Annotated in this window: 12 protein-coding genes and 1 pseudogene; 5 read left to right on the top strand and 8 right to left on the bottom strand. The window is 50.7% G+C overall.

Going from position 1 to position 12,872, the window contains the following annotated elements:
* The first annotated feature begins 9 nt into the window (after positions 1-9).
* Together RC74_RS05665 and RC74_RS05660 are read left to right on the top strand one after the other, a co-directional pair.
* Positions 10-1,236: a COG4223 family protein gene (locus RC74_RS05665; RefSeq protein WP_039002916.1), complete on the top strand. Its 1,227-nt coding sequence runs from the start codon at positions 10-12 to the stop codon at positions 1,234-1,236.
* A gap of 10 nt (positions 1,237-1,246) precedes the next feature.
* Positions 1,247-2,701 (top strand): heme biosynthesis protein HemY, encoded by a 1,455-nt coding sequence (locus tag RC74_RS05660; protein ID WP_039002917.1) that lies wholly within the window; start codon positions 1,247-1,249, stop codon positions 2,699-2,701.
* On the opposite strand, the gene RC74_RS05655 is transcribed toward RC74_RS05660, so the two are convergent.
* Both RC74_RS05655 and RC74_RS05650 read right to left on the bottom strand, forming a co-directional pair.
* Positions 2,698-3,855 carry an acetate/propionate family kinase gene (locus RC74_RS05655; protein ID WP_039002918.1) on the bottom strand — a complete coding sequence of 386 codons (1,158 nt, stop codon included), beginning with the start codon at positions 3,853-3,855 and terminating at the stop codon, positions 2,698-2,700. The genes RC74_RS05660 and RC74_RS05655 overlap by 4 nt on opposite strands.
* A complete protein-coding gene (locus RC74_RS05650; protein ID WP_052274907.1) occupies positions 3,852-4,793 on the bottom strand; it encodes a bifunctional enoyl-CoA hydratase/phosphate acetyltransferase in 942 nt (313 codons plus the stop codon). The genes RC74_RS05655 and RC74_RS05650 overlap by 4 nt, the downstream gene beginning before the upstream one ends.
* A 267-nt stretch (positions 4,794-5,060) precedes the next feature.
* Here RC74_RS05650 and RC74_RS05645 point away from each other — a divergent pair, with 267 nt between their 5' ends.
* Entirely contained in the window at positions 5,061-6,227 is a 1,167-nt protein-coding gene (locus RC74_RS05645; protein WP_039002919.1) for a nucleotide sugar dehydrogenase, read from the top strand.
* 21 nt (positions 6,228-6,248) lie between these two features.
* On the opposite strand, the gene RC74_RS05640 is transcribed toward RC74_RS05645, so the two are convergent.
* From RC74_RS05640 to RC74_RS05620, 6 genes and pseudogenes are all read right to left on the bottom strand, one after another.
* Complete coding sequence (locus RC74_RS05640; RefSeq protein ID WP_039002920.1) at positions 6,249-6,932, bottom strand: ABC transporter ATP-binding protein; 684 nt, start codon at positions 6,930-6,932, stop codon at positions 6,249-6,251.
* A 4-nt stretch (positions 6,933-6,936) separates the two neighbouring features.
* Complete coding sequence (locus tag RC74_RS05635; RefSeq protein ID WP_236940033.1) at positions 6,937-8,136, bottom strand: KpsE/RkpR family capsule polysaccharide export protein; 1,200 nt, start codon at positions 8,134-8,136, stop codon at positions 6,937-6,939.
* A gap of 41 nt (positions 8,137-8,177) precedes the next feature.
* Positions 8,178-8,483 (bottom strand): transposase, encoded by a 306-nt coding sequence (locus RC74_RS22880; RefSeq protein WP_236940069.1) that lies wholly within the window; start codon positions 8,481-8,483, stop codon positions 8,178-8,180.
* 51 nt (positions 8,484-8,534) lie between these two features.
* A complete protein-coding gene (locus tag RC74_RS22875) occupies positions 8,535-8,801 on the bottom strand; it encodes a transposase (protein WP_236940032.1) in 267 nt (88 codons plus the stop codon).
* A complete protein-coding gene (locus RC74_RS22870) occupies positions 8,747-9,232 on the bottom strand; it encodes a helix-turn-helix domain-containing protein (protein WP_052274665.1) in 486 nt (161 codons plus the stop codon). The genes RC74_RS22875 and RC74_RS22870 overlap by 55 nt, the downstream gene beginning before the upstream one ends.
* Positions 9,233-9,498: 266 nt before the next feature.
* A pseudogene (locus RC74_RS05620) lies at positions 9,499-10,501 on the bottom strand (IS30 family transposase).
* Positions 10,502-10,644: 143 nt separating this feature from the next.
* Here RC74_RS05620 and RC74_RS22485 point away from each other — a divergent pair.
* Together RC74_RS22485 and RC74_RS05615 are read left to right on the top strand one after the other, a co-directional pair.
* A complete protein-coding gene (locus RC74_RS22485) occupies positions 10,645-10,914 on the top strand; it encodes a hypothetical protein (protein WP_236940031.1) in 270 nt (89 codons plus the stop codon).
* Positions 10,892-12,859: a glycoside hydrolase family 99-like domain-containing protein gene (locus tag RC74_RS05615; RefSeq protein ID WP_236940030.1), complete on the top strand. Its 1,968-nt coding sequence runs from the start codon at positions 10,892-10,894 to the stop codon at positions 12,857-12,859. Before RC74_RS22485 ends, RC74_RS05615 begins: the two co-directional genes overlap by 23 nt.
* Positions 12,860-12,872: the final 13 nt, after the last annotated feature.

The following is a 12,872-nucleotide window of genomic DNA, read 5'->3' as shown; positions in this document are numbered from 1 at the left end:
GGACTTTTCGTGACCAATAAGACTTCTCCCGAAAACGCACAAATTGAAGAAACGAACGCGGAATCTGAACCTGTTGTCGAAACTGTCGATAGTGAAGTTGTCGAAGTTGAAGCGCGGGATGAGGCTGTCATTCCAGATATCGCGCCAGATGCAGACGTTGCTTCGGAAAAGCCGGATGCCGACGGGAATATCGAGCCAGTCGCCAAAAAAAGGGCAGGCATTCCCGCGCTCCTTGGTGGCGCGGTTGCTGCAATTCTTGGGTTTGGTGTGGCGCAAGTCGTGCCCGAAGGGTGGCCTGTTGCGGGCAAAGACACGAGTGAAATGGACGCCAAGATCGCATCCCAATCAACCGAAATAGTTGAACTCAAACGAATGATTGAGACGCAAACCGATGCGTTGGGCGGCAAAGTCGATGAAGTGAAATACACTTCAGAACTGACGGCACTTAGCCAAGAAAATAAGCAGGATGTTGTAGGTGTAAATGCTGAACTTGATGCTTTGAGTGCGAGTGTCGAACAGCTTTCAGTAAGATTAACCGATCTTGAAAAACGCCCGATTTCTAGCAATGATGCCTCTGATGCTGCGGTCGCTGCTTACGAGCGGGAATTGACAGCTATGCGTGAAACACTGGCGGCGCAAAAAACCCAAATTGAAACCGTGGCCAAAGAGGCGGAAGCCAAGATATCTAAGGCCACAAGCCAAGCCGAAGAGCTTCAGGCTGGGGCAACTGCGATCGCTAATGCGGCTCTATTAAGGGCTGGAATGTCCAATATTAATTCGGCGATTGAAGGCGGTAACTCTTTTGACGCCGCTTTGACTGATATTACAAAAGCAACCGGAAAAGAAGCATCCGCTCAATTGCAAGCCGCTTCGATTTCTGGCGTGGCGACCGTGGCGGACCTGCGCAGAGCGTTCCCATCTGCGGCACGCGCCGCTATTGCTGCAGTTGCGTATGAAACGACGGACGAAAGTGCGATTGACCGATTAGGCGCCTTTTTGCGCAGTCAAACTGGAGCGAGATCATTGGAACCGCGTGCTGGCGATGATCCCGATGCCATCCTTTCTAGGGCCGAGGCTGCAGTTGGAGATGCAAACCTCCAAGAGGCGCTTTCAGAAATTTCGTCCCTTCCTCCAGCGAGCCAACAAGCAATGGCGGATTGGATGAAGTCCGCAACTTACAGATTAGAGACACAAGCCGCCATCCAAACCTTCGTTTCCTCAATTTCAGAGAATTAAGAGAGCCCTCATGATTTGGTCACTAGTAAAAATTCTATCTTTTGTGGTTCTTATTGCTGCGCTCGCGCTGGGCGCTGGAATATTAGCTGAGTCGAACGAGGGAATTCGGATTGCGGTCGCAAACACTGAATTTACGTTGCAGCCATTGCAGGCGGCAATCGTTTCGGTTGCTTTCCTTGTTTTGGTGTGGCTCTTGATCAAAATCGTAGGACTTGTTGTGGCCGTCATACGTTTCCTGAGTGGCGACGAAACCGCGATTTCGCGGTACTTTGATCGCAACCGTGAGCGCAAGGGATATGAGGCATTGGCGCAGGGAATGATGGCGCTTTCGTCGGGTGAAAGTCGCGTTGCGATGGCGAAGGCCGCGCGTGCTGACAAGTATCTAAACCGGCCCGAATTGACGAATTTATTGACTGCGCAGGCTGCTGAAATCTCCGGAGACACGCAAAAAGCTGAGGAAGTTTACAGGCGGTTACTTACCGATGAGCGCACGCGTTTCGTTGGCGTGCGTGGGATAATGAAACAGAAACTCGCACAAGGCGATACAGTGACAGCGCTGGCCCTTGCGGAAAAGGCTTTTGCCTTAAAACCACGACACACTGAAACCCAGAACACGTTGTTGCAACTTCAGACCGAAAAACATGACTGGCAAGGCGCGCGCCGCACCCTTAAATCTCAGGTCAAGACAGGGGCGATTCCAAGGGATGTTTATAAGCGACGCGACGCTGTATTGGCGTTGTCCGAAGTCAGTATCCTTTTGGATGAAACGTCAACGATCGAGGCACGTGAAGCCGCGATTGCCACACAAAAACAATCTCCCGACTTAATCCCGGCGTCCGTTTTGGCCGCGGATGTCTATATAGAGCAGGGCAAACCAAAGCTTGCTGCGCGGTTGTTGAAAAAAGCGTGGGCAGCCCAACCCCATCCCGATTTGGCGGCAGCCTTTGCTCGAATTGATCCAAACGAAGATGCAAAAGCGCGGTTGAAGCGATTTGAGGCCCTCACCAATCAGCGCACAGGCCACCCCGAGACGATAATGCTTTTGGCGGAGCTTCTTATTTCTGCGGAAGACTTTCCCACGGCGCGGAGAAAAATGGGGACATTGGCAGAAACGTCACCGTCCTCCCGTAGTTTGGCATTGATGGCGGCGATTGAACGGGGTGAAGGCGCGGACGATGCGACTGTTCGGGGATGGCTTGCAAAAGCGGTCACCGCCCCCCGAAGCGAGGCATGGGTTTGCGATAACTGTGGGCAAGTGCATGGTGTTTGGGTGCCCGTTTGTACAAAATGTAATAGCATTGACACGTTGAGTTGGAAAACGCCATCAGAACCCGAAAGTGAATCAACAAATTCTGCTTCAATGCTGGCGCTCATTACCGAGAGTATTCGTAACGACGACTTGGATGATGAGGAAGACGTTCAGGATGCTGAAATAGTCCCAGATGAACCAAAGACCTCTGATTAGAGACTGTTTAGCGATTGCACCGCAGCGCGAGCGATCACATATTCTTCGTCCGTTGGGATCGTCAATACTTGAACGGGCCCTGTACCGGTCTGCGAAGCATTCCGGGCGTTTCTAATGGGGTCTACGAAGAGGCCGAGATAGCCAAGACCGCTGGTTATACGTTGCCGAAGAACGGCGGAATTTTCTCCAACACCTCCGCAAAAAACAAACGCGTCAAGACCCTCAAGAACTGCTGTTAATGCCCCAATTTCCCGTCGGGCTCGGAACACATAATAGTCCAACGCTTCCTTGGCTGCCGGAGCATCAGACGCTAATAACTCTCGCATGTCGCCGGAAATTCCGGACAGACCTTTCATGCCACTTTGATGGTACAAAAGATGCGTAACCTCCTGTGTCGTCATCCCTTTTTGCTCAATGAGGTGGAGTATTACTCCGGGATCAATTTGTCCGCAGCGGGTTCCCATCGGTAGGCCATCAAGAGCCGAGAAGCCCATCGAAGACGCGCGGCTTTTTCCGTTTTTGATCGCACACATAGACGCACCGTTCCCTAGGTGAGCGATAATGATCCGCTTGTCTTTGAGATCCGGATAGCGACGCATAAGCTCTTCGGTTACAAATTCATAGCTCAACCCGTGAAATCCGTAGCGTCGAATACCTTGGTCATAGAACTCTCGGGGGAGCGCGAAAGTGTCATTCACCCAAGGGTGCTCACGGTGAAAGGCGGTGTCAAAGCAACCGATTTGAATCGCAGATGGAAAGGCGATTTGCGCGATGCGTACACCCGCGAGATTGAATGGTTGATGAAGTGGCGCAAGGGGCGTCAGTTCGCCCAGTGCTTCCATCGTTTCGGGTGTGAGGATTTCGGGAGCGCTAAATCGCGTACCACCATGTACGATCCGATGGCCGACAGCGACAATATCCAGTTTCGCGAAATCGCTGGACAGCCCCGACAGAACTGCGTCCAAGGCACTTTGAGGTGTGTCCGCCTGGACGGGAGTATCGGTTCTTTTGCCACCTCGATTGAGGATAAGTTCAGCGGCACCTGCTATATTGTCGACCATGCCGGACAAAATGAGTTTCGGCTCTTTTAAGGCTTGATAGAGACTGAACTTCAGTGTGGATGATCCAGCATTGAGCGTAAGAACCGCCCTCATTTGAACTGAGAAGCTCTATAAAGGGACGCGAGCGCCGAGGAGGCGATACGGCTGCGGATTCCGTCAGCGCGGCTGGTTAAAATTATGGGGACGCGTGCGCCCAAAACCAGTCCTGCTGATTCCGCACCCGCAAGATACGTAAGCTGCTTGGCGATCATATTTCCGGATTCTAGGTCTGGTGCGACAAGAATATCTGCGTGGCCGGCGACATCGGAAATGATCCCTTTCGCCTTGGCAGCCTGAAGTGAAATAGCGTTGTCAAATGCCAGAGGGCCATCGACGATGCCACCTATTATCTGGCCACGCTCCGCCATTTTACAAAGCGCTGCAGCTTCAATTGTTGAGGGTATACGTGGATTAACCGTTTCGACGGCTGACAAAATGGCAACTTTTGGTACCGATATTCCAAGCGCAATCCCAAGGTCTATCGCATTTTGAACAATGTCGGCCTTGGTCAATAAGTCGGGCGCGATATTGATTGCAGCGTCGGTGATAAGGAGCGGCTTTGGATAAGCTGGCACGTCCATAAAGAACACATGGGTCATACGGCGCTCTGTTCGCAAACCCTCCGTTTTGTCCAATACGGCGGTCATTATTTCGTCAGTGTGTAGCGCACCCTTCATCAAGGCCTGAGCATTCGCCTCGCGTACAAGGCGAACCGCACGCTCGGCCGAGTCGTGACTATGCTCGGAGTCAACGATTCTAACCCCGTCCAACGAAAGACCTTCTTGATCGGCCACGCTCCGAATTCGTTTCTCTGGGCCAACTAGAATGGGCACAATTAGCTTAAGATCCCACGCTTTAAGGGCTCCAGCTAAGGACAGCGCATCACAAGGATGGATCACGGCGGTGACAACGGGATCAAAGGATTTTGCTTTTTCCAGCAAATGGTCAAGATCGGCGCCAGCCCGCTGTAAGGGGAATTCCTGAATGTTCATACTTAGCCCTCAATTGCCCATGTTTGAGCGTAACAATACGTGTCTTACGCTGGGTTTTCGTGCGTTTCTTGTCACGAAAATCAAATCCCACCCATACAATATTTGGGAACAGTATAGCCGGTAGCTTAGATCGCAAGGCAAGAAATTGTCCAGTTGAGCAACAGAATTGAACCGTGTTCTTGCGAGGGTTGAATTCAGTGTGTGTCTTTTCTGAACCTCTGATAGAACAAGCGTACGAGAATATGAGTTTTAAAGTTAGGAATTGACGTGAAGATTTGTGTAGCTGGGATTGGGTATGTGGGCTTGTCAAATGCGGTCTTATTGGCACAAAATAACGACGTGATCGCTGTGGATTTGGACATATCACGTGTGGAGGCGGTGAATGCGCGCCGAAGCCCAGTTGCAGACGCGGAACTTCAGGAATTTTTGAGCAATAAGCAACTTTCACTGTTGGCAACAGACGATCGGAATCGCGCCTATAGTGATGCCGACTATGTCATTGTTGCGACGCCAACCAATTACGATCCCTCGACAAATTTCTTTGATACATCCACAGTTGAGGCGGTTATCAAGGAAGTCATTTCCGTGAACACCACGGCAACCATTGTTGTAAAATCAACGATACCAGTGGGTTTTACAAAGAGAATTTCAGCGGAGTTAGAGACTACTCAAGTTGTTTTTAGCCCCGAATTCCTACGGGAAGGGAGTGCACTTTATGATAACCTATATCCTAGCCGAATTGTTGTCGGTGAAAAGAGCGAGCGGGCGAAGATATTCGCTGATCTGCTGAAGGAAGGCGCTATAAAAGAGGACATCGAGACCCTTTTTACTGGCGCATCCGAAGCAGAAGCGATCAAACTTTTTGCTAATACGTTCTTGGCGATGCGCGTTGCCTATTTTAACGAATTGGACAGTTACGCCTTGGCTTCGGGAATGGATGCACGTCAGATTATTGAAGGTGTTGGCTTGGATCCACGCATTGGAAGCCATTACAACAACCCGTCGTTTGGATATGGCGGGTATTGCCTACCCAAAGACAGCAAGCAATTGTTGGCAAACTATTCGGAGGTTCCACAAAACTTGATCCGTGCCATTGTGGATGCGAACCGCACCCGCAAAGATTTTGTCGCCGATCAAATCATCGCACGTGGCCCTAAAGTTGTCGGTATATATCGCCTTGTTATGAAAACAGGCTCAGACAATTTTCGCCAAAGTTCGATTCAAGGGATCATGAAGCGGATTAAGGCCAAGGGTATTGACGTAATTGTCTATGAACCCGCTTTGCGTGAAAAAGAATTTTTCCATTCCAAGGTTTTCTCGGACTTTGAGGAATTCAAAAGATGTTCCGATGTGATCGTGGCAAACCGAACATCCAGCGAGCTTCTTAGTGTCGCTGACAAAGTGTTTACGCGTGATCTTTTTGGCTCTGATTAGGCTCTATTCCGTGGGATACGGCTAGTATTCGACAATCCAAGGCGGGGTTCGACCCTGAATCACGTGGTTATAGTGCTTAATGGCATCTTCAATACCGTCGTAGTAAAAAAGGCGGCCTTTCTCTAGAACCGCACCGGCCGAACACAATTTCCTTATCATCGGCAGGGAGTGAGACACAACAATTGCGCCACTCGTCTTCATGCGTTCTTGAAAAAGCGCGGAACTTTTTGTTTGAAACGCAGCGTCGCCAACAGATGTAACCTCATCCACGAGGTAGGTATCAAATTTGATTCCCATCGATACGCCAAATGCCAAACGCGATCGCATTCCCGAGGAATAGGTTCGAAACGGTAGGTCGAAGTGCACGCCCAATTCGGCGAAATCTTTAACAAATTCGGTCAATTTTTCCGTATCCACACCGTAAATACGCGCAACGAACCGTGCATTTTGAGACCCTGTGAGTTCCGGATGAAAGCTTCCTGCAAAACCAACCGGATAGGAAATTGACCCTGTTGAACTTATCGAACCAGAGGTTGGCCGTTGCGTGCCGGAAATCATTTGCAGCATCGTGGATTTGCCTGCTCCATTTCGCCCCAAAAGCCCAATCGAAACACCAGACGGGAAGACCGCATTAATGTTCTTCGCAACAACTTTGGACTTCCCATTCAGAAAGAAAGTCTTGCTGAGATTTGAAAGCTGAATCATCGAATTACCGGCGATCTCGGATGGAATATAGGACCAGCGTTAGAATTGCCCAGATCATGAATAAAAACAGGGCTGCTAGACCTAACAGTAGCTCGCGTTTTGGATGAAGGGCTGTTTCTGCCAAGGTTGGTTTCACATAGGCAGCCAAATACCGGCTCTGACGACTGGCCTCGGCCAAAGCAAAATCATAGGCCTGCAGGGCGGCAAGATAGGATTTCTCGGCAAACTCACGATCAACAATCAGGCTTTCAAATTCGCCGATCATTGTGGAAAAATCTTCGCCACCTTGGCCGGTTGGATTGGACCCAAACTTCCGCCGTTCATCATTGATCCGCGCATGAATAACGTCGATTTTTCGCTGGGCGAGGGTGATCCGAGGGTCGGTTTTCGACGCAATGTCACTGAGCAAATCAAGTTCGATCAGAGCGTCCGAAAGCCGTTGTTGAAGGGCATTCATTAGGCCCGTTTGCACCACGATTTCTGTTTCCGGGTCGGCGATTTGATGTTGCAGCCTAAATTGAGTCATATTCTCCCGCGCGATTTTCAGGCGCGCGACGGATTTGTCCAGCTCTTCGCGGGCGTAACGCGTTGTGTCTTCTCTGGCAATCGCGCTAAGCGCGTTAATCATTCGCGAGTTTTCCTCAAAAATTGCTTGTGCGATATTTTGGGCGTCTTGCGGAGTGAAGGCCCGAACTTGGAGTTCAATAAGTTGTGTGCCGGTATCGTAGTTTACGCGGATCATGCGTTGCCAATACTTAACCAGATCTTCTATTGAACCTTCCGGATCAAACGAGAAAATTGGATCGGTTTCGGGAATAGAGAACAGCTTTCGTAGGTCGAGTTGTGCGTCGATGGTTTGGACCATGATTTGGCTCTGGATGAATTCATAGAGAATATCCGCGTCGCTGGAGCCCGATCCGGAAAGGCTACCCAAGCCACCCAATATATCCAGTGGCGATTGCGCTTCTTCTGTTCGAACGGAAAATCCGACGGTGGATACGAATTGATCTTCAGCACGTTGATAAAGATAACCGGCCCAGAGGCCCACTGGCACAACAACAATAAGGACAAAAAGGACAGCGATAAGCCCATGCCGCCGCTCTAATTTGGCTCTGTTAGCTGGTGGTGCAATGGTAACCACGGTTGGCTTTGGTGTTGCCGCCGCTGGTTTGGGAGCGGCAGGATTTACCTTCTGTGTCGACACTGGATTCCCCATTTGATCATTTGCCTATTGCTATACAGCGGCTACAGCACAACCCGAACGTTGCGATGTGAGATGATGCGGAAGTTATCAGTTACTTGATCTCGAAAGTTGCGCCACTTTTTTGGGACGACCTCTCGCATAAAGTTCAAGATTGGGTTGGCGAAGTGTTTTTGCGTTGGATAGTGCCGATTATGGGTGACGTGGCTGTGCATGACGGCCCAGAGCCTCTCAATGGGATTGAGATGAGGGCAATAGGGCGGTAGTTGGATCAGGTGAATGCGACAGTTTTTGCGCGACAGGAACGCTCTGACATTGGGGCCTTTGTGGTATGGGGCATTGTCCCAAATGACGTGAATGATACGTTTGTCAGGGTTTCTGGCCTCAATTTTGGCGAGAAGCTAAACGGAGCTGACCCCATCGACGGTGGTTGGTTCAACGAAGGGCGCGTCAAAGGTTTCCAGGTTCAGAGCGCCGTGAATGTTCACGCGCCCAGATGTCGTTTGGATGGCGGGATTTGACCCTTTGCGAGCCCAACCATGGCTGGGTTTGCTTTGATATTCCGGATGAACTGCATCCGAGAAGTCGACGGCCTCGTCGGCAGGCAAGTTATTCAGTAGGTTCGTATGAAATGCGATGAATGCGGCCTGCTTTTCAACGTCAGCCACACGGGGCAGCGCCTTTGGTTTGCGATACTCGAACCCCAGACGGGCCAGAAGCTTGATGCAGCCAGAATGAGATAGTGGATGTTGAATTTTGCACCCATATAGGCTCTGATCTGCGCCGTTGAACGGCAGAACCGTTCCTCAAGCCATTCGCTCAAATCCGCCTCATGAGCAATCGTCATCCGTGACTGCCCGCCTTTCCACCCATCGTAGGCGACGGCCTCCCAGTCCTCAGCCAAATATTGCTTGTGCCAGCTGCGCACCGTGTCGTCGTCCAGAAACAGAACCTTTGCGATTTGGGCACATGACATCCCATCATTCAGCAGCGAAAGCGCATTCGCCCGCCGCGCAACCCCGTAATCCTCACGCTGGCGCTTCACGCAGGATAAAAGCTCAAGGCGGTCTGCAGTGGTAAGAAAATTAGGGCGGATCATAAAGACACCTGAAACTCATTCGCTCAGTCCACCAATGCAAAAGTCGGGTGTTCAAAAACCCCGAGTATAGCCATGCGAATACTCAGGAAATAACAAGAGTGGCGATGGGAAGTATCACCTTTCTCACCCTATCAGGCGTTACGGTTTTTGATGCTAACGACGCTTATACCCACACGTTTTTAATTAGCGGAGACAGCAGTGACGAAACGATTATTGTGTGAGCGATGCTTGAAGTGCGACTCTTGTTAGGCCTTAGGGTAGGGCGCTCATCGCATTTCCTCCAACATCTTTTCACGGAAGACTTCAGCTGGTGTCTTCCAGCCGAGACATTTGCGGGGTGTGCTGTTCAGGCGGTCACTGATTTCTTTGATGTCGTGATCCGTCATTCTTCTAATGTCTCTATTTGCGGGGCAACCAACGTCTCGCCCTTCGATTGGTGTTCTTCACCGTGCCTTTCTGCCACGGTGAAGAGGGGTCACAGAACCAGGTCTGCGGGCCAATCTCAGCTTGCAGATGTGGCCAGGAAACAAGCTCAGTGCCGCGATCAAAAGTAATAGATCTGCGCCCGACATGGGGCAAATCTTTGATTGCCTTCATGATTTTCCCCATGACCGGCTTAGTGCGCCTATTTGGGTTCTTTAAGATCAGTGTGAAGCGGCTCACGCGTTCAACTAGAGTTGTGACATTTGTCTGTCCAAGCGTTTGTTTGAACAACATTAAATCTGCCTCCCAGTGGCCAAACTGACGCCGGTGAGCAACATCATCCGGCCTGAACAAGATACTGACATCGCGATGGAACTTAGGTGGCTGGCGTTTGCGCGCACGGCGTGGTTTTCGCGACATGCGATGCGTCGGCAGATACCACCACAATTCTTGGTTCATGCCGTCTTTGGAATAGATGTAGCGGTAAATCGTTTCCTGACAGACCCTTAGCGGCGCTTTCTCGAGGATCATCCGATTGCCAATTTGCTCGGGTGTCCAACCGTTCTTAAGCTGTCTAATTACGCTGTCGCACAAGCTCGGATGTTTAATTAGCTTGCGCTGCCTTGCGCGCCTATCTGCCGTCTTCGTATGAGCCGCTTCACCATAGTATCCAGCGTATTTGGGCAAGCTTTCATCTGAGAAGTGATTGCGTCTCAATTCTCTGTAAATTGTTGATCGACAACGCTTCAGCACACGCGCCATCTCATCAACAGGGACTTTTGTGTGCTTCCAGCGTTCAATTCTGCGGCGTTCTGTGATACTAAGCTGTGTATAAGTCGTTCCCATGCCGATTCCTCCGGTCAGATAACATACTGTTTTCTAACAAGAGTCGCAGTTGGAAGTAGCGCGCGCCTGGGTCACAAGGTGGTGACTTCATACACGGCGGTGAAGCCGATGACGTTCTTGAGGGAGGAGCAGGGGCGGATACGTTGGATGGCGGAGGCGGCCAAGGCGTCCTGAGCTATTTCACATCCTCAACCAGTGTGAATATCGATCTTGAAACGGGCGTTGCGAGTGGTGGTGATGCTGACGGAGATGTGATCATTGGTGACACCTTTGTGTTTGCCACGGGTACAGGCTCTGATATCATTTCCGACGTCTCTATCAATGTCGACATTGTCGCAATTAGTGCGGGCGCGTCCCAACCCAGATTTCGCTCCCAGAGATTACCTGCGTTTGAACAAAGATATTGGCCCTGAACATAGACAGGCCCTGCGGCATTATCTGGAGCGCGGCAAAAACGAAGGACGTGCGACTGCTGTGCGCCCGGGTGCGTCCTCGCGAGATGGGAAGAGAACTGCAGTTGTCAGACCCTTGATCGAGGGCCAAAAGGCCAAGTTTGCCATCGTCATCCACGTGTTTTATCATGACTTGTGGTCAGACTTTAAGGCGCGTCTGTTGGATCTAGATATCGAATTTGACCTGTTTGTGACAGCGACCTTTGATCCGAGTGAAACGGATGAAATGTTCGCCAATATTCGCGCGACTTTCCCGTCTGCGCGTTGTTTTGAGTTGCATAACCACGGTCGCGATATCTTCCCTTTTGTCTATCTCGCGAATTCGAGTGTTCTGGACGGTTATTCCGCGATTTGTAAGTTTCATACCAAGAAATCCCCGCATCGAACCGATGGCGAAAAATGGCGAGATCACTTGATTTCGGGTCTTCTAGATGGGCAAAATACGTCCCTTATCACTGATGCATTCCTGGCAGATGAGACCGCAGGCTTCCTTGTTGCAGACGGTCAACATTTTACCGAAACTCGCTGGTGGGGGTCTAATTTCGAGCGGACAAAAGCGATGTTGGCGCGGGTCGAAGTTCCTATCACAGAGAAGGGGATTTCATTCCCAGCGGGGTCCATTTATTGGTTGAAGCCCGAAATCTTGTCTATGATAAAGGGGATGCGTCTGACAGAGGACGATTTCGAATATGAGTTGGGTCAGGTCGACGGAACACTCGCCCATGCGTTTGAACGCGGTGTCGGGTTCTTGGCTACAAATGGGGGGCAGACCACGCGTCAAACCTCCGAAATCATGTCGAGACCTGTTGCTGACCCATTGCCATTGCCTGAATTTACCTCCTGTTTTTATCTGCCGCAGTTCCATCCAACTGAAATGAATGACAAATGGTGGGGCAAAGGGTTTACCGAATGGACGTCGACCGTCGCTGCGAAACCCCAGTACAAAACCCACCAACAACCCGTTTTACCCGCCGATTTAGGGTTCTATGATTTGCGATTGCCGTCGGTCATGGGGCAGCAGGCCGAGTTGGCCAAGGATGCCGGGATCGACGCGTTTTGTGTCTATCACTACTGGTTTGATCGGACGCGTATCTTAGAAACGCCGATGAATAACCTCCTTAACACCCCAGAAATTGACTTCCCATTCTATCTTTGTTGGGCCAACGAAAGCTGGCGGCGCAATTGGGATGGCCTCTCGGGCGAAATCCTTCTGGATCAATCCTATGGCGAAGGTTTTGAAGAGCGTTTGGTCGAGGACAGCCTCCCATATATGCGGGACGCTCGCTATCAACGGCCAAATGGTCGCGACCCAAGATTCGTGATTTATCGCCCCGAAGACATGCCGAACCCCGCTCAAAATGTGTGTCTAATGCGGCAAGCTTGGCGCGATTCTGGAATTGGTGAAGTGGAGTTGGGCGCGGTACGGTTCCATATTTCGGCAGATCAATCTGTCGCCGAAGACGTTTTTGATTTTTGGATTGAAATGCCTCCGCACGGAATGGTCGTTGAAAAAGATTTGATCGAAATTGATAGCCTTGATTCCGAGTATTCAGGCTCTTTTTCAGGTCTTATCTATAGCTATAACGGTGTGATTGAAAACAGCGCGAAGAAATCCTACGTGCGTGGCCTCCCTGCCAATACAATTGCCGGGGTTATGCCAAGCTGGGACAATACAGCGCGTCGTGGGGCTGCCGCGCATATGGCCTATGGGGCCAACCCGCAATCATTTGATCGTTGGTTGAAGTCGATACGCGCCCATCGCCTTGAAGGGTCCTATCGGAACGAGTTGTTTATTAACGCATGGAACGAATGGGCCGAAAACGCCACATTAGAGCCTAGTAAGCATTATGGATCGGCATATTTGGAAACGGCGAAACGCAATATAAAACCGCGTAGCCTCGGCTAAAAACACCTGCCCA

The sequence above is a fragment of the Falsihalocynthiibacter arcticus genome (assembly GCF_000812665.2).
Taxonomy (GTDB): domain Bacteria; phylum Pseudomonadota; class Alphaproteobacteria; order Rhodobacterales; family Rhodobacteraceae; genus Falsihalocynthiibacter; species Falsihalocynthiibacter arcticus.
This window is presented reverse-complemented; position numbering and strand designations above follow the sequence as displayed.

What these genes read in the sequence shown, in the direction of transcription:
- RC74_RS05660 (WP_039002917.1), top strand. Translation starts at nt 1,247, where the DNA reads ATGATTTGGTCACTAGTAAAAATTCTATCTTTTGTGGTTCTTATTGCT.
- RC74_RS05655 (WP_039002918.1), bottom strand. Translation starts at nt 3,855, where the DNA reads ATGAGGGCGGTTCTTACGCTCAATGCTGGATCATCCACACTGAAGTTC.
- RC74_RS05650 (WP_052274907.1), bottom strand. Translation starts at nt 4,793, where the DNA reads ATGAACATTCAGGAATTCCCCTTACAGCGGGCTGGCGCCGATCTTGAC.
- RC74_RS05640 (WP_039002920.1), bottom strand. Translation starts at nt 6,932, where the DNA reads ATGATTCAGCTTTCAAATCTCAGCAAGACTTTCTTTCTGAATGGGAAG.
- RC74_RS22870 (WP_052274665.1), bottom strand. Translation starts at nt 9,232, where the DNA reads ATGATCCGCCCTAATTTTCTTACCACTGCAGACCGCCTTGAGCTTTTA.